Annotated in this window: 24 protein-coding genes, 1 tRNA gene and 1 riboswitch; of the genes, 15 read left to right on the forward strand and 10 right to left on the reverse strand. The window is 72.6% G+C overall.

The genetic code is table 11. The annotated features are described in order from the left end of the window. Positions 1-32 precede the first annotated feature (32 nt). The 4 genes from ACE7GA_RS05115 (at position 33) to ACE7GA_RS05130 (ending at position 2,704) form a co-directional block, all read left to right on the forward strand. On the forward strand, positions 33-959 hold the full coding sequence (locus ACE7GA_RS05115) for an alpha/beta fold hydrolase (protein ID WP_376096568.1): 927 nt from the start codon (positions 33-35) through the stop codon (positions 957-959). A gap of 5 nt (positions 960-964) precedes the next feature. Next, positions 965-1,099: a hypothetical protein gene (locus ACE7GA_RS05120; RefSeq protein ID WP_376096571.1), complete on the forward strand. Its 135-nt coding sequence runs from the start codon at positions 965-967 to the stop codon at positions 1,097-1,099. After that, positions 1,096-1,386: a PaaI family thioesterase gene (locus tag ACE7GA_RS05125; protein ID WP_376096574.1), complete on the forward strand. Its 291-nt coding sequence runs from the start codon at positions 1,096-1,098 to the stop codon at positions 1,384-1,386. The genes ACE7GA_RS05120 and ACE7GA_RS05125 overlap by 4 nt, the downstream gene beginning before the upstream one ends. 91 nt (positions 1,387-1,477) lie before the next feature. Then, on the forward strand, positions 1,478-2,704 hold the full coding sequence (locus ACE7GA_RS05130; protein WP_376096577.1) for an ABC transporter substrate-binding protein: 1,227 nt from the start codon (positions 1,478-1,480) through the stop codon (positions 2,702-2,704). A 15-nt stretch (positions 2,705-2,719) separates the two neighbouring features. Here the strand turns inward: ACE7GA_RS05130 and ACE7GA_RS05135 are convergent, their stop codons facing one another. The 3 genes from ACE7GA_RS05135 to ACE7GA_RS05145 form a co-directional block, all read right to left on the reverse strand. Next, positions 2,720-3,499: an SDR family oxidoreductase gene (locus ACE7GA_RS05135; RefSeq protein WP_376096580.1), complete on the reverse strand. Its 780-nt coding sequence runs from the start codon at positions 3,497-3,499 to the stop codon at positions 2,720-2,722. A 69-nt stretch (positions 3,500-3,568) separates the two neighbouring features. Then, a complete protein-coding gene (locus tag ACE7GA_RS05140) occupies positions 3,569-4,546 on the reverse strand; it encodes a DUF808 domain-containing protein (protein WP_376096583.1) in 978 nt (325 codons plus the stop codon). 75 nt (positions 4,547-4,621) lie between these two features. After that, positions 4,622-5,521 (reverse strand): YihY/virulence factor BrkB family protein, encoded by a 900-nt coding sequence (locus ACE7GA_RS05145; RefSeq protein ID WP_376096586.1) that lies wholly within the window; start codon positions 5,519-5,521, stop codon positions 4,622-4,624. 95 nt (positions 5,522-5,616) lie between these two features. Between ACE7GA_RS05145 and ACE7GA_RS05150 the strand changes: the two genes are divergently transcribed. The 6 genes from ACE7GA_RS05150 (at position 5,617) to ACE7GA_RS05175 (ending at position 12,735) form a co-directional block, all read left to right on the forward strand. After that, entirely contained in the window at positions 5,617-7,635 is a 2,019-nt protein-coding gene (locus ACE7GA_RS05150; RefSeq protein ID WP_376096589.1) for an AsmA family protein, read from the forward strand. A 33-nt stretch (positions 7,636-7,668) separates the two neighbouring features. Continuing rightward, on the forward strand, positions 7,669-8,274 hold the full coding sequence (locus ACE7GA_RS05155; protein WP_376096592.1) for a flavin reductase family protein: 606 nt from the start codon (positions 7,669-7,671) through the stop codon (positions 8,272-8,274). Between the two features lie 124 nt (positions 8,275-8,398). Continuing rightward, complete coding sequence (locus tag ACE7GA_RS05160; RefSeq protein WP_376096595.1) at positions 8,399-8,818, forward strand: hypothetical protein; 420 nt, start codon at positions 8,399-8,401, stop codon at positions 8,816-8,818. 129 nt (positions 8,819-8,947) lie between these two features. Next, the gene (locus ACE7GA_RS05165; RefSeq protein WP_376096598.1) at positions 8,948-9,826 is read left to right on the forward strand and encodes an MBL fold metallo-hydrolase; all 879 of its coding nucleotides are present in this window, start codon (positions 8,948-8,950) and stop codon (positions 9,824-9,826) included. Between the two features lie 1,107 nt (positions 9,827-10,933). Then, positions 10,934-12,028 carry an HWE histidine kinase domain-containing protein gene (locus ACE7GA_RS05170; RefSeq protein ID WP_376096601.1) on the forward strand — a complete coding sequence of 365 codons (1,095 nt, stop codon included), beginning with the start codon at positions 10,934-10,936 and terminating at the stop codon, positions 12,026-12,028. 203 nt (positions 12,029-12,231) lie between these two features. Next, positions 12,232-12,735, forward strand: a complete 504-nt coding sequence (locus ACE7GA_RS05175; RefSeq protein WP_376096604.1) for a hypothetical protein — start codon at positions 12,232-12,234, stop codon at positions 12,733-12,735. A gap of 39 nt (positions 12,736-12,774) precedes the next feature. On the opposite strand, the gene ACE7GA_RS05180 is transcribed toward ACE7GA_RS05175, so the two are convergent. Further along, positions 12,775-13,029: a hypothetical protein gene (locus ACE7GA_RS05180; RefSeq protein ID WP_376096607.1), complete on the reverse strand. Its 255-nt coding sequence runs from the start codon at positions 13,027-13,029 to the stop codon at positions 12,775-12,777. 271 nt (positions 13,030-13,300) lie between these two features. Then, positions 13,301-13,375 (reverse strand) — tRNA-Gly (locus ACE7GA_RS05185). Positions 13,376-13,487: 112 nt separating this feature from the next. Here ACE7GA_RS05185 and ACE7GA_RS05190 point away from each other — a divergent pair. The 5 genes from ACE7GA_RS05190 (at position 13,488) to folE (ending at position 17,041) form a co-directional block, all read left to right on the forward strand. Further along, entirely contained in the window at positions 13,488-13,691 is a 204-nt protein-coding gene (locus tag ACE7GA_RS05190) for a hypothetical protein (RefSeq protein WP_376096610.1), read from the forward strand. Between the two features lie 56 nt (positions 13,692-13,747). Next, positions 13,748-13,825: riboswitch (SAM riboswitch) on the forward strand. Between the two features lie 50 nt (positions 13,826-13,875). Continuing rightward, positions 13,876-15,096: an O-succinylhomoserine sulfhydrylase gene (gene metZ, locus ACE7GA_RS05195; RefSeq protein WP_376096613.1), complete on the forward strand. Its 1,221-nt coding sequence runs from the start codon at positions 13,876-13,878 to the stop codon at positions 15,094-15,096. Positions 15,097-15,103: 7 nt separating this feature from the next. After that, entirely contained in the window at positions 15,104-15,718 is a 615-nt protein-coding gene (locus ACE7GA_RS05200) for a LysE family translocator (RefSeq protein WP_376096615.1), read from the forward strand. Further along, positions 15,715-16,137, forward strand: coding sequence for a Co2+/Mg2+ efflux protein ApaG (gene apaG, locus ACE7GA_RS05205; RefSeq protein ID WP_376096618.1), 423 nt, complete (start codon positions 15,715-15,717; stop codon positions 16,135-16,137). The genes ACE7GA_RS05200 and apaG overlap by 4 nt, the downstream gene beginning before the upstream one ends. A 289-nt stretch (positions 16,138-16,426) precedes the next feature. Further along, entirely contained in the window at positions 16,427-17,041 is a 615-nt protein-coding gene (gene folE, locus ACE7GA_RS05210) for a GTP cyclohydrolase I FolE (RefSeq protein WP_376100105.1), read from the forward strand. Between the two features lie 46 nt (positions 17,042-17,087). Here the strand turns inward: folE and ACE7GA_RS05215 are convergent, their stop codons facing one another. The 5 genes from ACE7GA_RS05215 to ACE7GA_RS05235 all read right to left on the reverse strand — a co-directional run bounded on the left by ACE7GA_RS05215 (position 17,088) and on the right by ACE7GA_RS05235 (position 21,246). Next, positions 17,088-17,465 (reverse strand): hypothetical protein, encoded by a 378-nt coding sequence (locus tag ACE7GA_RS05215; RefSeq protein WP_376096621.1) that lies wholly within the window; start codon positions 17,463-17,465, stop codon positions 17,088-17,090. Between the two features lie 397 nt (positions 17,466-17,862). After that, a complete protein-coding gene (locus tag ACE7GA_RS05220) occupies positions 17,863-18,252 on the reverse strand; it encodes a RidA family protein (protein WP_376096624.1) in 390 nt (129 codons plus the stop codon). Positions 18,253-18,299: 47 nt separating this feature from the next. Next, positions 18,300-18,860, reverse strand: a complete 561-nt coding sequence (locus ACE7GA_RS05225; RefSeq protein ID WP_376096627.1) for a hypothetical protein — start codon at positions 18,858-18,860, stop codon at positions 18,300-18,302. A 139-nt stretch (positions 18,861-18,999) separates the two neighbouring features. Further along, entirely contained in the window at positions 19,000-19,956 is a 957-nt protein-coding gene (locus tag ACE7GA_RS05230; RefSeq protein WP_376100107.1) for an Hsp33 family molecular chaperone HslO, read from the reverse strand. Positions 19,957-19,995: 39 nt separating this feature from the next. Continuing rightward, the gene (locus ACE7GA_RS05235; protein ID WP_376100109.1) at positions 19,996-21,246 is read right to left on the reverse strand and encodes an Hsp70 family protein; all 1,251 of its coding nucleotides are present in this window, start codon (positions 21,244-21,246) and stop codon (positions 19,996-19,998) included. Between the last annotated feature and the right edge of the window lie 36 nt (positions 21,247-21,282).

Here is a 21,282-nt window from a genome sequence, read left to right on the forward strand (position 1 = left end):
CCATGCTGCACCTCTCGGAACGGGGAAACGCCATGCCGCAACGTCGCGCGATCTTCGCCGCGGGGGCGTTGGCCGTGCTCGGCGCGGGGCGCGCCGGGAAGGCCGTCGCGCAGGGCGCTGCCCCGACGCTGACCTACAGGCAGGTGATGGTCCCCGGCGGCGGCGGCACGCCCATCGCGACCTACGAATACGGCAACCCCGAGGGTATCCCCATCCTGCTGGTCCACGGCTTCGGCCAGTGCAACCTGTCCTGGGACAAGCAGATCGCCGATCCCGCGCTCGCCCGCGAGTTCCGGCTCGTCACGATGGATTTCCGCGGCCACGGCCTCTCCGGCAAGCCGGAGGGCGACGAGCACTACAAGCCCGGCGCGATGTGGGCGGCGGACCTTCGGGGCATCATCACGGCGCTGGACCTGCGCCGCCCGGTCCTCGTCGGCTGGTCCTACGGCGGCCGCGTCCTGAACGATTACCTCGCCGCGCACGGCACGTCGGGCATCGGTGCGCTGAACTTCGTGGACGCCGTCACCGGCGCCCCACCGGGCGGCGCCGGGCCCGCGGGCGTCCACACCGGCCCGAATGGCTACGGCCACGCCGACCTGCGGATGGCGCTGGACGGCACCCGGAGGTTCCTTCGCGCCTGCTTCGAGCGCCAGCCGACGCAGGACGAGTTCGAGACGATGATGGGTTTCAACACGATGGTGCCGCGCCACGTGCGGCTGTCGCTCCTCGGCCGCCCCGCGGAGTACGAGGCGGGGCTGCGCGCGGTGGACGTGCCCACCCTCGTGACGCAGGGCGAGGCGGACGCGCTGATCACCCCGGTGATGGCGCGCTACACCGCCGCCACCGTGCCGGGCGCGCGGCTCTCGCTGTACGTGGGAATCGGCCACGCTCCGTTCTGGGAAGACGCGCCACGCTTCAACCGCGAACTCGCCGGCCTCGCCCGGTCCGCCCGCCGCTGACCGCCGTGCTGCCACCGGAGCGGGAGGCGGCGATCCGCGCCTCCTTCGCGCGCCAGGGCCTCATGCGCCGCCTGGGCGTCACGATCGAGGCGCTGGAGGCCGGACGCTGCGTCCTCTCCCTCCCCTCTCGGAAGACGTGACGCAGCAGCACGGCTTCTTCCACGGCGGCGCGATCGGCGCCCTGGCCGACGTAGCCGGCGGCTACGCGGCGATGACTGCCATGGCCGCGGCGGCCGACGTGCTGTCGCTGGAATACAAGATCAACTTCCTGCGCCCCGCCATCGGCGAACGCCTGCTCGCCGAAGGGCTGGTCCTGCGCAGCGGCCGCAGCGTCACCGTCGTCCGGGTGGACGTGCATGCGGAACGGAACGGCGCGCGCGCGCTCTGCGCCGCCAGCCAGCAATCGGTCGTCGCGGCGCCGGGCTAGTCGCAGGCCCCGGCGCAACCTGCTGATAGCAAGGCCCAATGGGTAGCCCTACGATCCCCGGACAAGAACACCGTCGGGAGGCCAAGCGACCATGACCCTGCACCGCCGCACCGTGCTCGGCGCCGCCGCGCTCGGCGCACTGCCCATCCAGGGCGCCCGCGCGCAGCCCGCGAACACGATCCGCATCGGCGTCCTGAACGACCAGTCCGGCGTCTACCGCGACCCGACCGGCCCCGGCTCCACCGTCTGCGTGCGCCAGGCCGTGGCGGAGGTCGCCGCGGCGCGCGGCCTTGCCGTCGAGGTCATCCAGGCCGACCACCAGAACCGCCCGGACGTTGGGTCCACGATCGTCCGCCAATGGATCGACCGCGACGGCGTGGACGTGGTCGTGGACGTCCCGACCTCCTCCGTCGCGCTCGCCGTGTCCGGGATCGTGCGGGAGAAGAACAAGGTTTTCCTGAACTCGGGCGGCGCGATCTCCGACCTCACGGGTCCCGCCTGTTCCCCGAACACGGTGCACTGGACCTACGACACCTGGATGCTCGCCCACGGCACGGGCGACGCGATGGTGCGGGCGGGCGGGGACACCTGGTTCTTCATCACCGCCGACTACGCCTTCGGCCACGCGCTCGAGCGCGACACGACGGAGTTCGTCCGGCGCGCCGGCGGGCGCGTGGTCGGCGGCGCGCGGCACCCGCTGAGCACGACGGACTATTCATCCTACCTCACCCAGGCCGCCGCCAGCCGCGCGAAGGTGATCGGCCTCGCCAACGCCGGCGGCGACACGATCAACACGGTGAAGCAGGCCGCGGAGTTCGGCGTCACCCGCCGCGGCGCGAAGCTCGCGGGCCTGCTCGTCGGCATCACCGACGTGCACGCGCTCGGCCTGGAGACGGCGCAGGGCTTGGTGCTGACGGATGCCTTCTACTGGGACCTGAACGACCGCAGCCGCGCCTTCACGTCCCGCGTGCTGCGCGACATGCCGGGCCAGCAGCGCCCCACGATGATCCAGGCCGGCTGCTACGGCGCCGTGCTGCATTACCTGAAGGTCGCGGCCGAGATGGGCGCCGCGCAGGCCAAGGCCAGCGGCGCCGAGACGATCGCCCGCATGAAGGCCATGCCGGTGGATGACGACGTCTTCGGCCCCGGCTCGATCCGCCAGGACGGCCGGAAGGTCCACCCCGTCCACCTCTTCGAGGTGAAGGCGCCCGGCGAGAGCCGCGGCCCCTGGGACTACTACAAGCTCGTCCGCACGATCCCGGCGGAGGAGGCCTTCCGGCCCATCTCGGAAGGAGGCTGCCCGCTTGTGCGCAGCTGAACGCCCCGGCGGGGCTCAAGCCAGGTACTGCTGATCCCCGTCGATCGCGAGGGCCTGGCCGCTGATCGTCGCCCCGAACGGGGAACAGAGGTAGAGCGCCATGTTCGCGACGTCGTGCGGCGTGACATAGGTGCGCAGCGAGTTCGCGAGGATGCGGCTTTCCTGCTCCTCGAAGGAGAGGCCGTTCGCCTCCGCCTTCGCCGCGATGACCTGCCGCACGCGCTCCCCCGCGACGGCTCCGGGTAGGATGGCGTTGACCCGGATGCCCTCCGGGCCGAGTTCGATCGCCAGCGACTTCGTGAAGCCCACGACGCCCCACTTGGCCGATGAATAGGGGCTGCGCAGCGCGAAGCCGAAGCGCCCCGCGACGGAGGAGAGGTTGACGATGGACCCGCCCCCCGCCGCGCGCAGCGCCGGCAGCGCGCGGCGCGTGCAATGGAACATGGACGCCACGTCCACCCGCAGCACGCGGTCCAGATCCTCCGGCGTCACGTCCTCAACGCGCGCGGTGGGGCCCGCGATGCCCGCGTTGTTCACGAGCACGTCGAGCCCGCCGAGGGCCGCGACGGCCGCGTCCACGAAGCCTTCGGCCTGGACGGCATCGCCCATGTCGGCGCGGACCGACGGGTGCGGGCACGCCGCCAGGGCCGCCGCGTCCAGGTCGCAGACGAAGACCCGCGCGCCGCGGCCGGCGAAGCAATCGGCCATGACGAGCCCGATCCCGCCCGCACCGGCGCTGATGGCGACGCGCAACCCGGTCAGGTCCACCGGCAGGGGCGTGGAGGCTCCGGGCATGACGCGTCTCCGCTCGTTCGTCGGTGTACGGAGCATGGACCCGATCGCGGGCCCTGCGAATGCCCGGGGTCAGTGCGCGGGGCGCGCCGCCCCGCCGCGCAGCCGCCGGAACAGCGGCGCCAGCACCTTGCCCACGACCGGGATCAACGCTGCGCCGACCGCCAGGCCAATCAGTCCTGAGGCAAGGGCATTGGCCAGCCATTCCCACACGGGGCCGAGCGGGAGCGATTTGCCGATCGCGTGCGCCGCGTCGTGGATCGCGTGCGGCAAGCCGCCGAGGCCGTATTCCTCCAGCCCGTGCAGCAGGATGCCGCCGCCGACCCAGAGCATCGCCGCGGTGCCGACGATCGAGAGCGCCTTCAGGAAGGGCGGCATGGCCAGCACGATCCCGCGTCCCAGCGCCCGGAGCGCACCGGACCCGCTGCGCGCCAGGGCGACGCCCGCGTCGTCCGCCTTCACGATCAGCGCGACGGCGCCGTAGACCAGGACCGTCAGGCCGATCCCGACCACCGCCAGGACCGCTGCGCGGGCGACGAAGCCGGAATCCGGGATGGTCGCGAGGGCGATCGCCATCACCTCCGCCGAGAGGATGAAGTCCGTCTGGATGGCGGAGCGGACCTTCGCCTCCTCCAGCGCGCGCGGGTCGGCCGGCGCGGCGCCGGTCTTCTCCTCATGCGCGTAGGCGGCATGGGGGACGAGCGCCTCATAGACCTTCTCCGCCCCCTCGTAGCAGAGATAGGCGCCGCCGAGCATGAGCAGCGGCGTGATCGCCCAGGGCGCCAGCGTGCCGAGCAGCAGCGCACCCGGCAGCAGGAACAGCAGCTTGTTCTTCAGCGACCCCAGCGCGATCCGCCCGACGATCGGCAGTTCCCGGTCCGCCGAGAAGCCGACGACGTAGCGCGGCGTCACCGCCGCATCGTCGATGACGACCCCCGCCGCCTTCGCACCGGCCTTGCCCGCTGCGGCCGCAACGTCGTCGAGGGACGCGGCCGCAACCTTCGCCAGCGCGGCGATGTCGTCCAGCAGGGCGATGAGGCCAAGGCTCAAGCGGCATTCCTTCGGGCTGCGCGCCCGGTCCGCGCCGGGCTGCGCGGCCTACCACATCCTTACCGGAAGTTCACGTCAGGGCGCGTCGGCCCCCAACTGCGCCCGGGCCATTCCGGCGGCGGATCCGGGGGCAGAGAGGTCCACCCCGCGCCAGTCCCCCTCCCGCGCCGCCCAGGCCCGCGTGAACTCCGCGCCGAGCAGGAACACCTGCGCGGAGTAGTAGACCCAGACCAGCACGACGACGAGCGCGCCCGCCGTCCCGTAGGACCCGCCGAAATTGGCGAGGTAGAGCGCGATGAGCACCTTGCCGAGGTTGAACAGGAACGCCGTCACCAGCGCGCCCACGATCACGTCGCGCCAGGACAGGATCCGGTCCGGCAGCACCTTGTAGATCGCGGCGAAGAGCCCGGCGACGAGGAGGAAGGAGACGAGGAGGTTGACGATCTGCAGCAACCACCTCAACCCGGGCGCGTAGCCCGTCATCCAGTTCCCGAAGGCCGCGATCACCGCCGAGACCACGAGCGAGACGAGGAGGAGGAACCCCGTCGCCGCGACGAGCCCGATGGACAGCGCCCGCGCCTTCACCAGGCTCATCGCCGTGACCGGCTTCTGCTCCGCGCGCCAGATGACGTTCAGCGCGGTCTGCAGCTCCGCAAAGACGCCGGACGCGGAGACCAGGAGGACGGCGATGCCGACGGCCGCGGCGATCCCGCTTCCCGTCTTCCCGCCCGCCTCCACCATCCCCTGAATGGCCTTGGCGCCTTCCTCCCCAACGAGGGCGGTGAGCTGGCCCATCAACTGGGTGTTCACGTTGCTCGCGCCGAAGAAGAACCCGGCGATCGCGACGGAGACGACGAGCAACGGCGCGAGCGAGAACAGCGTGTAGCAGGCGATCGCGGCGCCACGCGTCATCGCCTCGTGCTCCACGAAGCCGCCGAAGGCGTCCTTGATGATGTTCCAGGCCCGGCCAAGCATCCGCAACCCATCCGTATGAACGGTCCAGCAACGGACCGGCCCCGCTTCCGGTTGCGAACCGGGGACGCTCCGTCGCGTTACAGGGAGGTCACGGGATGGAGGCGCGGGTGATGGCGGAACGGCGACGTGTCCCGCGCTGGGCCATCTGGCTCGGCATCCCGATCCTGGCGATCGCGCTCCTCGTCGCCTTCTGGGACTGGGACTGGTTCATCCCGCTCGCCGAACGCCAGGCCTCCGCCGCGCTGGGACGGAAGGTGACGATCGAGCACCTCCAGGTCCGCCTGGGACGCGTCACCACCGTCTCGGCCCTCGGCATCCGCGTCGCGAACCCGGAGGGATGGCCCGACGACCCTCCCTTCGCCCGCGCGCCGCGCCTGACGGTCCGTGCCGACGTGATGGCCTATGTCCGCGACCGCCGCGTCGTGATCCCCTCGATCGAGGTCGAGCGGCCGCAGGTCGAAGCCCTGGCGCGGGACGACGGATCGAACAACTACACCTTCGACCTCGGCGGCGAGGGCCCGAAGGGCGAGGGCGCCGCCCCCGCGGAACCCGGCGAGGGCCGCACCCGGATCGGCCTGCTGCGCGTCATCGACGGCGCCGCGCATGTCCGCATCCCCAACCTGCAGGCCGACTTCAACCTGGCCGTCGCGACCCGCGACGAGGCGGGTCCCGACCCGCGCATCGCCGTGCGTGCCGACGGCACCTACGCGGGACAGCGCATCACCGGCGAAGCGATGGGCGGTGCCGTGCTGGCCCTGCAGGACACCGGGAAGCCCTGGCCGATCGAGATCAACCTCGCGAACGGCGACACGCGCGTCTCGGTCCGCGGCACGCTCAGCAACCCGCTGGAACTCGCCGGCGCCAACGTGCGCGCCGAACTGCGCGGCCCCGACATGGCGCGGCTGCAGCCGCTGTCCGGCGTGCCCTTTCCGGAGACGCCGCCCTTCCAGGTCGCGGGCCAGGTGGACTACGCGGGCGGCCGCATCCGGTTCCGCGACTTCGAGGGCCGCGTGGGGCAATCCGACCTCTCCGGCACGATCTCCGTCACGCCGACCCAGGGCAAGCCCGACGTTGTCGCCGAACTCCACTCCCGCCGCGTGGACCTCGCCGACCTCGGCGGCTTCATCGGGGAGGAGCCGGGCAGCCGCAACACCCCGGGCCAGACACCGCAGCAGCGGCAGCAGCAGGCGCGGAACCAGGCGAACCCCCGCGTCCTGCCGAACGACCCGATCAACCTGCCGAAGCTCGATGCGGCCAACGTCCGCCTGACCTACCGCGCCGACAGCATCGTCGGGCGGCGGGTTCCCTTCGACAACATGCGCGCGGAGATGGAGCTGCGCGACGGCAACCTCGTCCTGCGCCCGCTCGCGCTCGGCGTGGGGCGCGGCACGCTGGAGGGCAACATCACGCTCCAGCCGCGCGAGGGCAACGCGCTCCACGCCGTCGCCGAGGTGCAGTTCCGCAACCTCGACGTCTCCCGCCTCGTCGGCGCGGCGGGGGTGGAGGGCGCGGGCGGCCTGACCGGCCGCGGCCGGGTCGAGGGCACGGGAAATTCCTTCGCTGCCATCGCGGGCAACGGCAACGGGGCGCTCACCGTCGGAATGTCCGGTGGGAACCTCTCCTCGCTGCTCGTGGACCTTTCGGGCCTTCGGCTCGGGAACGCGCTGCTCTCGACGATCCGCCTGCCCGGACGCACGCAGGTCCAGTGCTTCGTCGGTGACTTCGTGCTGGGCAACGGCACGGTCACGACGCGCGCGCTGGTGCTGGACACGGAGGACGTGCTCATCCTCGGCAACGCCACGGTGAACCTGCGCAACGAGGCGCTGGGCCTTCGCCTGCGCAGCGAAAGCAAGACCTTCACCGTCGGCGCGCTGCCGACCGACATCATCGTCACCGGCACGTTCCGTGACCAGAATGTGGGCGTGGACGTGGAGGAACTGGCCGCGCGCGGCGGGATCGCCGGCGCCCTCGGCGCACTCGTGGCGCCCGCCGCCGGCCTGCTTCCCACGATCCAGTTCGGCATCGGGGAGGACGACCGCTGCGAGAACCTTCGCCGCAACGGCGGCCGCGCACGATCCGGCGGCCAGCCGGGGCAGCAGACCGGCCGCCGCTAGGGTAGGAGCGGGGTTCCCCGTCCGGAGCCCCGCGTGTTCTACGAACCCCGCCTTGGCCATCCCCTTCCGCACGACCCGATCAAGGCCATCGTCGCGCCGCGGCCGATCGGCTGGATTTCCACCCTCGACGCGTCGGGGCGAGCGAATCTCGCGCCCTATTCCTACTTCAACATGGTGGGCGACGACCCGCCGGTGCTCGCCTTCGGAAGCGAAGGCCTGAAGCACTCCGCCGCCAATGCCCGCGCCACCGGCGAATTCGTCTTCAACCTTGCAACCCGCGCGCTGTTTGACGCGATGAACGCCTCCTCCGGCGACCACCCGGCGGGCGTGTCGGAGTTCGAGGCCGCGGGCATCGAAGCCGCGCCCTGCCGGATCGTGCGCCCGCCCCGCGTCGTTGCCTCCCCGGCCGCGCTGGAATGCCGCGTCGTCGTCAGCCTCGACCTGCCCGACGCCGCGGGCCGCCCGACGCGCAACGTCCTGACGGTCGGCGAGGTCGTCGGGATCCACCTCGACGAGGCCTTCCTTCGCGACGGGCGCTTCGACGCGGTGGCCGCCGGCACCATCGCGCGCCTCGGCTACCGCGACTACGCGCAGGTCACCTCGGTCTTCGCGGCCCCTCGCCCGACGGACCGGGCATGACGTGCCGGCGCCGGCATCGGCGCCGTTGCGGAGATCTTTCGGGGGAGTTTCGCCCCGCCTCGCCACCGGGTGCCCCGATACTCCCCCCGTCGCGCGACGAAGCGACGGGAGAGGGAACAGCACGATGCAATCCGGCAGCACCACCGAGGCAAGCCTCGCGGCCATCCTCCAGACCGTGACCGACATGGGCGGCCACCCGGAGCCCTGGCACATGGGACCGCATCCGGAACCCTGGCGGCCACTGGCCACGATCCTGCTCACCGGACTTGCCCTCCGCGAGGCCGCGCGGAGCGTGGAGGGTGCGGACGGCACCCTGTCCCGTGTGGCGCAGCGGATGATCGACGACTGCGGCTCGATCGGCCCACGCCGCCCGCACATCCCCGTGCCCATCGGAGGCGACGACGACAGGCCCCGCCCGAACTGGGGCCGCGCCGCGCTCGCGACGGAGGTCGTGGCCCTCGCGCAGACGCTTCCGAACCCCCGCCTGCAACGCGCTGCCCTCGAGGCTGCCCGGGACCTGCTGTCGGAATCGCGCTTCGGGTAGCCGCCGTCGTCACGGCGAGCATGTCCCGGCTGCGCCGCCGCGGTCGGCGGCGCGGCCGGGACATTCGGCCGTCTCGCCCCTCCCCGTAACGATCGGACGTGATACGCTCGTCCAAGGGGGACGGATCACATGGCGAAGCCGGAGGTCGCGGGATTTCACGATCCGCGCACGGGAAGCGTGCAGTACGTCGTCTCCGACCCCGCGACGCGCCGCTGCGCGATCATCGACCCCGTGCTCGACTTCGACCAGCGCGCGGGCTGCGTCACCGCGCGATCCGCCGACGCACTCCTCGCCCACGTCGCGGAGCGCGGGCTGCAGATCGAGTGGATCCTCGACACCCACCCCCACGCCGACCATTTCTCCGCCGCCGCCACCCTGAAGGAACGCACCGGTGCACCGATGGCCATGGGTGCGCGGATCGTGGACGTGCAGCGCCTCTGGTCCCGCCTCTACGGCCTGCCGGACCTGCCCTGCGACGGCTCGGCCTGGGACCGCCTCTTCGCGGATGGCGAACGCTTCCGCATCGGCGGCCTCGACGTGGAGGTCATCCACTCGCCCGGCCATACGCTGGCCTCCGTGACCTACGTCGTCGGAGATGCTGCCTTCATCCACGACACGCTGTTCATGCCGGATGGCGGCACCGCGCGCTGCGACTTCCCCGGCGGCAGCGCGACGGCGCTCTGGCGCTCGATCCAGCGCGTCCTGTCCCTGCCCGACGCGACGCGCCTTTTCACCGGGCACGACTACCGCCCGGGCGGACGCGAGCCGTGCTGGGAGAGCACGGTGGCCGAACAGCGGGCCGCCAACATCCACCTCACCCGCTGCGCCGATGAAGCCGCCTACGTCGCGATGCGGGAGGCACGGGACCGCACCCTGCCGATTCCCGACCTCATGCTCCTCGCCCTCCAGGTGAACATCCGCGGCGGCCGCCTGCCCGAGCCGAACGCCGGCGGCGTCCGCTGCCTTTCCGTGCCGCTCGACGTGCTGCCCGACTGCGGCTGGCGGTGACGTCCTCACGGGTCCGTGACCGACGGTGTACCCGATGACCCTTGCCATCTGCGGCGCGGCTGGGTCTCGGTAGCGGGATGGGGTTGTCCCTCCGGCTCATCCTGCTCTGCACCGCCGCCGTCATTCCGGCAGCGGGCCTTCAACTCTGGAGCGAACTGTCGCTGCGGACTGCACGCACGGCCGAACTCCACGCGGAGGCCCGGCGCCTCGCGCTCTACGCCTCCTCGGAACTGGGTGGCGTGATCGAGGGAACGCGCGGCCTGCTGGCCGCGGTGCTCGAAGCGCCGGTCGCCTCCAGCGGCGACCGGGCGGCCTGCGGCGCCTATCTCGGCCGTCTCGAGGAACGCTTCCCCGATTACGTCCGGCTGGTCGTCACCGACGCGTCGGGGCGCGTCACCTGCGTCTCGCAGGAGACGGAGCGCAGCGTCGCCGACGGCTATGGCGACCTGCCCTATTTCCGGGAAGCGGTGACGGAACGGCGCTTCGCCATCGGGGGCCTGCGCACCGGCGGCGTCACCGGGCGCCCGCGCCTGCCGATGGCGCTGCCGGCCGTCGACGCGACCGGCGCGGTGCAGCGCGTCGCCCTCGCGGCGCTGGATGCCGGCCGCCTTTCCGCGCGCCTCGAGGAACGCGGCCTGCCGCCAGGCGGCTCCGTCACCGTCGCCGACCGGGAGGGCGTGATCGTCGCGCGCGCGCCGCTGCCGGAGCGCTTCGTCGGCACCCGCATCCCCGATCCCTTCCTGCCGCTGCTGACCGCCACCGCCCCCGGCGCCACGGAGGTGACGAGCCAGGACGGCACCCGCCGCATCCTCGGCTACGCGCCGGAGGGCGCGAACGGGACAGGCCTCTACGTCAGCGCCGGCCTTTCCACCGAAGCGGGCCTGGCGCCGATCGAGCGCGCGACGCGTCTCGGCTTCCTCCTGGTCGCCGCCGGGCTCCTGTCGGCCGTGATCGCCGCGGCGCTGGCCTCCCGCCTCTACCTCCGCCCCGTCGTGCGCCGGCTGACCGATGCGATGGAGCGCTGGCGGCGCGGCGACACCACGGCCCGCGTCGGCGTGATGACCCGGCGCGGCGGAGTTCGGCCGCCTCGCCGCGGGCTTCGACGCCATGGCCGACGCGCTGGAGGTCCGCACGGAGGCCCTGCGCGGCAGCGAGGAATGGCTGCGCCTGGCGCAGGAAGCGGGCGGCGTCGGTGCCTGGGAATGGGACGTCGCGACGGGCGTCGCGCGCTGGTCGGACGGCCAGTTCGCCCTGCTCGGCCTCGACCCCGCGACCTACGGCCAACCCACCGTCGACCGCTTCCGCGAGGTCATCCATCCGGAGGACCGGGACAGGGCCGCGGCCGCCGCGACCGCGGCCACCCGGACCGGCGTGATGGAGGCGGAATTCCGAATCCTCCGCCGCGCGCCCGACGGGATGGAGGAGGTGCGCTGGCTCGCCGCACGCGGCCGCGCCCGGCGCGACGCCATGGGCCGCATCACCCACGTCGTCGGGGTGAACGTGGACGTCACCGCCCGCCACGACGCGGAGGATCGCCAGCGCGTCCTGATGCGGGAGGTGGACCACCGCGCGAAGAACGCGCTGACCGTCGTGCAGGCCACGCTCCGCCTGACCCCGAAGGATGACGCCGCCGCCTACGCCCGCGCCGTCGAGGGCCGGGTCCGCGCCCTCGCCCGCGCCCAGACCCTTCTCGCGGAGGGGCGCTGGGAAGGCGTCTCCCTGCGGGAGGTCGCGGCGGGGGAACTCGACCCCTTCCTGCCAGAGGGCGGCGCCTCTCGCATCATCCTGGACGGCCCGGCGGTGACGCTGGCCGCCAACGCGGTGCAGCCCCTTGCCATGGCGCTGCACGAGCTCGCGACGAACGCCACGAAGCACGGCGCCCTCTCAGTCCCCGGCGGGACGGTTCGGCTGGGCTGGATGATCGACGGGGACCGGCTGCGCCTGCACTGGGAGGAATCGGGCGGCCCCCCGTCGTCCCGCCGTCGCGGACAGGCTTCGGGTCCCGCGTCCTGCTTGCGACGATCCGCGATCAGCTCGCGGGACGCGCCGAGCGCGCCTGGAACGCCGCGGGGATGGGCTGCGTCATCGAGGTCCCGGCGGCTCGCGCGGTGGTGGAGGCCGCGGCGTCTGCGCCCGTTTCCCCGCCATCCCCCGCACCGGGGTCCGCACCGGTCCCGGCCGTCGCTTGACGCGGGCGCCTGACCCGGGCGCCTGACCCGGGCGCCGAACGCAGGCGTCTGACGCTGGCGCGGCGTCCCCGCGCCGCCCGCGAAAATTCGGTTCCGACGGGGAATGGACACCGTCTTGCGTTGGAGGCGGCGGTCCGGCGGGCGTAGGCTTCATGCGACGATACGGGGGAACGTCCTTCATCGGGGCGGGTGCCGAAGCGTGGGGCGGGGGACATCATGCGTCGGGGGACGGCAGGGCTGGTCGTCGCGGTGGTCTGCGCGATGCAGGTCGCCTCGATCGCGGCTGCGCAGCGGGATCGGGGCGCCGGGTCCGTCATCGAGGTCGCGCCGCGCCCTGCGCCGCGGGCCGGCAACGCGGACCGCTCGGGCCAGGCCCGGGAAGGCGAGGCCCGGATCGTCACGAACCGCGCCCTGGCCGGGACCGAGGCCGTCGGCGTCAGCGGCGTGCTGCCGGAGGGCACGACGGCCCGCGTGGTGAACCTCGGCAACGGCCGCTCAACCTTCGTCCGCGTCCAGCCGGGCGGGGCGGAGAGCGCGGGGCGCCTGCTGGACGTGACGCCGCCCGTGGCGCGGCAGCTCGGCATGACCGGCGGCACGGCGCAGGTCCGGGTGGTGCCGCTGGCCGTGCCGCAGCCCGACGGCACGATCCGCCTGGGCGAGGGCACGCCGCTCGCCGGGCGAGTCGCCGCGCCGGCGCTGAGCGACCGGCCACAGGATTGAGGCGCGAGCAGTGCGCCCGCGAACGAAACCCGGCGCCGGTCAGGCCGGGCAGCGGAACGTGACGCCGTAGGCCACGCCGCCGGGAGCGTTGACACTGGAGTTCCGGGTCACGCCGTTGATCGGCCGCAGGACGCTGCCCGACGTCACACAGAAGAGGCTTCCCTCCGAGTTCGGCAGGACTCCGCCGACGGACGAGTTCAAGACGACGAAGCGGGCATGGGCCGCGACGGCGCCGAACGCGATGCCACCCGCGACGAAGCCCGCGGCGAAGATGGCAATGGGGGACGCGCGCATGGTCGTTTCCTTCCTTGGAACGGAGGAGCCATGCGCCGCGCTCACCATCCGCGCAATGCGGCGCCGCCTATCGGAGCGATAGCCATCGCACGGGCAGGGCTGTCGACCGGGACGGCAGCTTCCCTGGCCTCACCATCCCGCCGGGGCCTTGGCGCGGGGCCCGACCTCGCCCGCGGCCAAGCCTCGCCGCGATCACGTGGAGGTTGTTGAGACCGGACGACGCGGGCGGGCGGCCGAGCGCGCGTTCAGGACCGCATCATGTCGTCGGGAGTGGAGCGGGCGATGGGAATCGAACCCACGACATTCAGCTTGGGAAGCTGACGTTCTACCTCTGAACTACGCCCGCGTGCCAACCCGGTCAGAACCTAGCGACGCGGGTGTCCCAGGGCAAGCCGGCCGGGAACGGTCCGCCACCTGCCGCGTTCACCCCCGACCTAACGAATGGAGGGAGGCCACGCATGACCGACGCATCGAAGAAGGACCGCCGCGCCGAGGAGCAGGGCTCCGGCAAGGGCGGCGAGAGCAACGCGGCGGGCACCCAGGCCGGCCCCGGCGCCACGCAGGAGAGCGCGACGGGCCGCGGCAACCTCGACACCAATAAGGGCGCGCAGAGCGCGAGCGGCGCCATGGGCCGCCCCGGCCACAAGAACACGGACCGGTAGCCGGGTTGCGGGGCCCCGTCCCCGTGATTAGAACGACGATGCGATGCCCGCCCATCGGGTGCCGCGCTCGCGATTTGTCGGCCAGCTTGCGGCGAGCTTAAAGAAACGCGCTAAACGGCCGTGGTGGTCACGGGGAACCGTGGCTGCCCCGCCGGGCCATCCACTCGTGATGGAACCCCGTCTGATGCCTCGCACCCTCCCGGATATTCCGCTCCGCCCCGCAACGCTGCTTGTCCGCGGCGGCCAGAACCGCTCCTCCTTCGACGAGATGTCGGAGGCGCTGCACCTCACCTCCGGCTTCATGTACGAGAGCGCGGGGCAGGCCGAGGACACCTTCCTCGGCAAGGCGCAGCACTTCCAGTATTCCCGCTTCGGCAACCCGACGATCGAAGCGCTGCAGAACAAGCTCGCCGCGCTGGAAGGCGCGGAGGCCTGCCGCGTCACGGCCTCGGGCATGGCCGCGGTCCACGCCGCGATGCTGTCGCACCTGAAGGCCGGCGACCGCGTCGTCGCGTCCCGCGCGCTGTTCGGGTCCTGCCACTGGATCGTCTCCACCCTGCTGCCGCGCTACGGGATCGAGACGGTCTTCGTGGACGGGGCCGACCTCGACGCGTGGCGCGACGCGTTCCGTACGCCGACGCAAATGGTGCTGCTGGAAACCCCGTCGAACCCGATGCTGGACATCGTGGACCTCCGCGCGGTCTGCGACCTCGCGCACGCGGCCGGCGCCGTCGTCGTCGTGGACAACGTCTTCGCGACCCCGCTCCTCCAGCGCCCGATGGAGTTCGGGGCGGACGTCGTCGTCTATTCCGCGACGAAGCACTTCGACGGCCAGGGCCGCGTGCTCGGCGGCGCCGTGCTGGGATCGAAGGCCTGGGTGAACGACGTGCTCCAGCCCTTCATCCGCAACACCGGCCCGTCCATCTCCCCCTTCAACGCCTGGGTGATCCTGAAGGGTCTGGAGACGCTGCACCTCCGCGTGCCCGCCATGTGCGCGAATGCGGAGCGCGTCGCCGACTTTCTCGACGCCCGCCCCGAGGTCGTCCGCGCCCTCTACCCCTTCCGCCCCTCCCACCCGCAGGAAGCCCTGGCCCGCCGCCAGATGACCGCCGGCGGCACCCTCGTCACCTTCGACGTGGGCTCGAAGGAGAACGCCTTCGCGGTGCTCGACGGGCTGCGCCTGGTCGACATTTCCAACAACCTCGGCGACGCCCGCTCCATGGTCACGCACCCCGCGACGACCACGCACATGAAGGTCGGCGCGGAGGAACGCGCCCGCCTCGGGATCACCGACGGCACCATCCGTCTCTCGGTGGGGCTTGAGGACGTGGCCGACGTGATCGAGGATCTTTCGCAGGCGCTCGACCGGATCGCGCGCCCCGCGCACCGGCAGGCTGCGGAGTAGCGACACGATGGACCCCGCCCTCTGGCTCGCCTTCGTCGCGGCCGCCGCGACGATGCTGGTCATCCCGGGACCGACGATCCTCCTCGTGCTGGGTCAGTCGCTCGGCGGCGGGCGGCGGTCCACCCTTCCGCTCGTCGCCGGCGTCGCGGCCGGCGACTTCGTGGCGATGAGCCTCTCCCTCGCCGGCCTCGGCGCGCTCCTCGCCGCGTCCGCCACGGCCTTCACGGTCCTGAAGTGGTGCGGCGCCGCCTACCTCGTCTGGCTCGGCCTCCGCATGTGGCGCGCGCCGGTCGAGGGCGCGCCCCCTCCCCTGCCGCCCCGCCGCGCGGGCTGGCAGGCCTTCGTCGTCACCGCGACGAACCCCAAGGGCATCGCCTTCTTCGTCGCCTTCGTGCCGCAGTTCCTGGACGCGTCCCGGCCCTTCCTGCCGCAGGCCGCGATCCTTGTCGCGACCTTCGTCACGCTCGGCGCCAGCAATGCGCTGGCCTACGCGCTGCTCGCCGGCCGCCTCTCCGGCGCCATCCAGCGTCCCGGCCCCCGCCGCGTCCTGAACCGCGCGGGCGGCTCTCTCCTCATCGGCGCCGGCCTCGCCACCGCTCTCCTCGGCCGTCGCCCGGCATGAGCGTTGCCGTCCCTGCCGGCGGCCCCTGGGTCGCGACGACCCGCGGCGTGCGCGTGACCGTCCGCACCTTCTACCTCGCCGACCAGTCGGCGCCGGAGGAGGGACGCTGGGTCTGGGCCTACCAGATCGAGATCCGCAACGGCGGCCCCGCCACCGTGCAGCTGCTGAAGCGCACCTGGCACATCACCGACGGCCTCGCCCGCACGCAGGTCGTGCACGGGGATGGCGTGATCGGCGAACAGCCCGTCCTCGATCCCGGCGAGGCCTTCACCTACACCTCCGGCACGCCGCTCGGCACGTCGTCCGGCATCATGCGTGGCGTCTACCACATGGTCGCGCCCGCCACGGGCGAGCCTTTCGACGTGGAGATCCCCGCCTTCTCGCTCGACAGCCCGCAGGGGAAGCGCACGCTGAACTGATCGGCTGGCCGGGCGGGGGCTCAACCGACCCATGCCAGGATGATCCGCCTGCACGCGGAATTCATTTCGCGATATTGCGCAAGGCGGGGGCACCCCCACCTCCGGCCTGACGCGAAGCGGCCGGGGGGACCTGCCGCCGCGATCCCCGACACGCTGGACGCCTGATCCGTCAGCCGCCCCCCTTGCCGGTGCGTTCTTCACCCGATCCCCGCCGCCCAACACGGCGAACTGCCCACCGCGGCGAACTGAGAGAGGGAGGCCGATCGTGCCTGATACAGTCCCGACCCGCATGCTGCCCGCCGATGCCGCGGGCCACCGCCGCCCGTCCCGCGCCGAGGCCGAGCAGGCTGTTCGCACCCTCCTCCTCTGGGCCGGCGACGACCCGGACCGCGAGGGCCTGCGCGACACCCCCAAGCGCGTCGTGAAGTCGTACGAGGAATTCTTCCGCGGCTACGACACCGATCCCGTCGAGCTGCTCCAGCGCTCCTTCGAGGAGGTCGCCGGCTACGACGAGATGGTCGTCCTCCGCGACATCCGCCTCGAAAGCCACTGCGAGCACCACATGGTGCCGATCATCGGCCGCGCGCATGTCGCCTACATCCCGAATGGCCGCGTGGTCGGCATCTCCAAGCTCGCGCGCGTCGTGGACGCCTTCGCAGAGCGCCTGCAGATCCAGGAGAAGCTGACGGCCCAGGTCGCGAACGCCATCCAGGACGTGCTCAAGCCGATGGGCGTCGCGGTGGTGATGGAGGCGTCGCACCAGTGCATGACGACACGCGGCGTGCATAAGCCCGGCGTGTCCATGGTGACCAGCACCATGCTCGGCTGCTTCCGCGACGATCACGCGACGCGGCGGGAGTTCCTGTCCATCATCAACGGACGCGGCGCCAACTTCGAGGGCTGACGCGCTCCCGCACGGCGCCGGCCACCCGGCGCCGTGCGGGTCACCCTCAGCAGTCGCGGCGGAGGGAGTTCGCCGTGTTCTGAGCCCGCTGAACGTCCAGCGCACTGCCCGAATACGCCGCGCGGTTCTGCGCGTCCGCGGCATGCGCGTAGGCCTCGCGGCAATAACCGGTCGGATCGGGGCGCGCGGTCGCCACGTCGGGAGTCCCGTAGGCCGGCGCGTAGCCGCTGCCATAGGCCGGAGCAGCCGGCGCGTAGGTCGTCGCGTATCCTGTATAGCCTGGCCCGGCCGCATAGGCCGTCGGCGGATAACCGCTGCCCTGGTATGGGCTTACGGCGGTCTGGTTGTCATACGGATCGACGGCGCAGGCCGAAAGCGCTCCCGCGAGGGCAAGAGGGGCAAGGACGGCGGCAAATCGTTGCATGGCAGGTCTCCTTTCGCTCAGTAAGCGCAAAAGGGGCCTTGCTGGTTTGACTTGAGCCTAAGCCGCGCCTTCTTCCCGGCCGTCCTCGCCATGCTGTGTTCGTCGGGCGGCGGTCGTCTCGACACTGCCTGCGGCGCCTCCGCTCCATCGCAGGCTCGCACGCGGGGCCGGCTTTCCGGGATCCGCCTCGACGGACGTCATCCCGCCCCGACGTCGTCGCTCGTCATCCTGCCGCCGGACAGGATGCTCGGGCCTCAGGGGATGCCGGCTTGGCCCGGCGGCGCCGTGAGGCCAGGCGGCGGCACCGCTCGATCCCCCGGCATGCGCGCCCGCCCGACCGGCGCGACGGAATCACACCCCGCCGCCAGCAGCAGGACGGCGAGGATGAGGAGCCGGCTCAGGCCGCGGCCTCCAGCTCCGCTTCCACCAGGAAGCGCGGATCCGCCAGCCCCGCGACGATGACGAGCGTCGCCGCGGCCGCATGGCCCCCGAGCCAGGCATCCCGCTTCTCCCGCCACAGGGACAGCAGCGCCCGATCCGTGAGGAAGATCGTCATCTTCACGATGTTCGTCCGCCGCATCCCGTGCGCGGTCAGCACCGCGTCGAGGTTCGCCAGCACCTGGTTCACCTGCACCACCGGATCGGGGGAGATCGTGCCGTCGGCGTTCACGCCGACCTGGCCGCTGACGTGCAGGCGCCTCGCCGGCCCTTCGACCAGCGCGGCATGCGAGTAGCGCGACGCCGGCGCATGCAGGCCCGGCGGATTGGACAAGGTGAGGTTGGCCATGCGGCGCGGTTCTCCGGACGTTTCCCTGCCTCAGTGTGCGCCAGGGGTCAGCTTCGCGGAAGGTCCTCGCGCTGGATCGGGGCCTCGCCCGCCGGCGTGTCGAGAACGAGCCAGTCCCGCAGGTTCCGGCGGACCTGCAGCTCGAACTCGACGTTCAGGTCCTCCATCGCGCGGACGACCTCGACCTCCGCCGCGCGCGCCCCGCCATCGGTCGCGGTGCGGCGAACCTCGGCGACGGCGAAGGCGACCCGACGGTCATCCGCCAGGATTTCCACCTGCGCCCGCATGAGAATGTTGATGCGCCCGCCCGCGCGCAGGAGCGTCGCCGCCTCCGTCACGAAGCGCGCCCGCCCCGCCGTCCCGAAGGCGGACAGCCGGTCGCGCCCCATGCGCGTGACCTCGACCGCCGGGACCAGCGGCGCCGGCGGATCGACCCGCGTCGCCGGCCCGGGCGGGGCAGGCACGATCTCGACCTCCGCCACGTTCAGCCGCAGCGGCGTCAGGTAGGCATAGCCCTCGAGACGCCGCACCGGCGGCAGCGGCGCATCCCGCGCACACGCGGCGAGGGCGAGCGGGAGCAGCCCGAGGAGGGGTCGGCGAGCGAGCATCGGACGGTCCCCCGGCGTCAGGTCCGGGGCGATCGACCCCCGGTCGGAACGGGTTAGATCAGATCGTCGAGGTGCGGCAACCACGGCCGTACCGCGCCCCTTCGGGACACGTCCAGGCCCGCACGGCCCTGGGCGCCGGTCAGGCGTGCCCGGCGCCACCCCGGACGTCGCCGCGCTCGAAGCGGAAGCCGACGTTGCAGAACTCGCAGTTCATCGTGATGGCCCCGTCCTCGGCCATCTCGTCCAGGTCGGATTCCGCGAAGCCCTGCAGGACGCCCGCCAGCCGCGCGCGCGAACACCGGCAGCCGTAGGACAGCGCCCGCGGCAGGTCCACGACCAGCCCTTCCGCGTGGAACAGCCGGTGCAGCAGCCGCTCGGCCGGCAGGCCGTCATCCAGCAGTTCCGCATCGGTCAGGGTATCCGCGAGGACGGTCGCCGTGTGCCAGGCTTCCGCTTGCTCCTCCTCCGTCAACTCCCCGATCCCGCCGGCACCGGCCACGCGTTCCAGGATCAGCGCGGCCGCGCGCCAGCCGGAGGCCGTGCGGGCGCAGGCCAGGCGGACCGTCGCCTTCATCTGCTCCGACGTCTCGAAGTAGCGCGCGGTCATGTCGGACAGGGTCGTGCCATCCATGGCGACGATCCCCTGGTAGCGGTCCATGTCCGGCCCCTGGTCGCAGGTGAAGGCCAGGTGCCCGCGACCGAGCAGTTCCGCCGCGTCCCCCTTCGGCGTGCCCTCCGCGCGGGCGTAGCCCCGCAGCGCGCCGGCTTCCGTCGCATCGGCCAGCAGCATGCGGACCGGCCCGTCCCCCTTGGCTCGGAGCGAGAAGGACCCCCGGAACTTCAGCGCAGCGGCCAGCCCCGCCGTCAGCGCCAGCGCCTGCCCCAGCAGGGACGCCACGGCATCCGGCAGGTCGTGCCGCCCGATCAGCGCATCGGCCAGCGGCCCGAGCCGGACGACCCGCCCGCGCACCGGCCGGCCATCGAGGTGGAAGGGCAGCACGCCGCGCGGCACCACGATGTCCGGCACCGGCGGGCGGTCATGGTTCAGGAAGTCCGGCAGGGCGGAGGGTTCGGTCACGTCGTTCACCCGGCTTATGTGGGTCGGCCTGCCGCGGGCTGACAGGGTTCCGGCGCGTCAGGCCGCGGCCGGAACCGTCTCCTCCATCAAGGCCAGGCCCTCGGCGACCGAGACGAACTCGCCTCCGGCCGTGACGCGGTCGGCCCCAAACCGCTCCTCGAAGATCCGCCGCACCGCGGGGATGAGGGAGGTGCCGCCGGTGAGGAAGACCCGGTCCACCTCCCCGGCGCCCAGCCCGGCATCGCGCAGCGCCGCTTCCGCCGCGCCGCGGATCAGGGCCAGTTCCGGAGCGATCCAGGCCTCGAAGTCCGCCCGCGCGATGGGGGCCGATACCTCGAAGCCCGCCGCGCGGAACTCCAGCACCGCCGAATCGGCGGACGACAACGTCGCCTTCACCCCGGACACCGCGCGGTAGAGCGCATAGCCCGCCTCCTCCTCGACCAGCCGGATCAGGTGGTGCAGTCGTTCGGGGTGTGTCGTCGTGCGCGCGACGTCGGCGATGTCGCGCAGCACGCGCGGGCTGCGCATGAGCGAAAGCTGGTGCCACCGCGCGAAGGTCGCGTACCAGGCCGGCGGTACCGGCAGGGGCGCCCCGCCCATGACCGTGTAGGTATCCCCCTTGCCCAGCAGCGGCGACACGACCCGGTCGATGATCCGGTAGTCCATCGCGTCGCCCGCGACGCCGACGCCCGCATGCCCCAGCGGCGTCACGCGCCGCGGCGGCCCGGGGTCGAAGCGCAGCACGGAGAAGTCGCTGGTCCCGCCGCCGAAGTCGGCGACCAGCACGACTGCCGGCCGGTCCAGCCCCCGCGCGAAGCGGTGCCCGGCCGCGGCCGGTTCCAGCGCCACCTCCACCTCCGGCAGCCCGGCCGCGGCGAAGGCATCGCGCAGCCGGCGCTGGCCCAGCGCGTCGTCCGGCGCCTCGCCCACGAAGCGCACGGGCCGCCCGACCACCACCCGCGCGCCCGCATGCTCCTGGCGCCGCAGCAATTCCCGCAGGAACAGCGCGATCAGCGCCTCCAGAGTCACGTCGCGCCCGAAGATCCGCGTCCGCGTGAAGCCGGGCTGCGCCAGGTAACTCTTCATGGACATGATGAGCCTGCTGCCCAGCGGGTCGTCGAGGTAGGTCTCGATCGCCCGAGGCCCGGCGGCGTGGCGCGCGGCCCCGTTCTCCTCCCGCCAGAAGCAGAGGACGGAGCGGAAGACCTCCGCCGTGTCGTGCCGCAGAACGTCCACGGCACCATCGGCGCGAAGCGCGGCCACGACGCTGTTCGTCGTGCCGAAGTCGATACCGATGACGGGGCGCATGGGGCGGCGCTTCAAGCGCGGCGCCGTCTCCGACGC

The sequence above is a fragment of the Roseomonas sp. CCTCC AB2023176 genome, assembly GCF_042259275.1.
Lineage (GTDB): Bacteria > Pseudomonadota > Alphaproteobacteria > Acetobacterales > Acetobacteraceae > Roseomonas.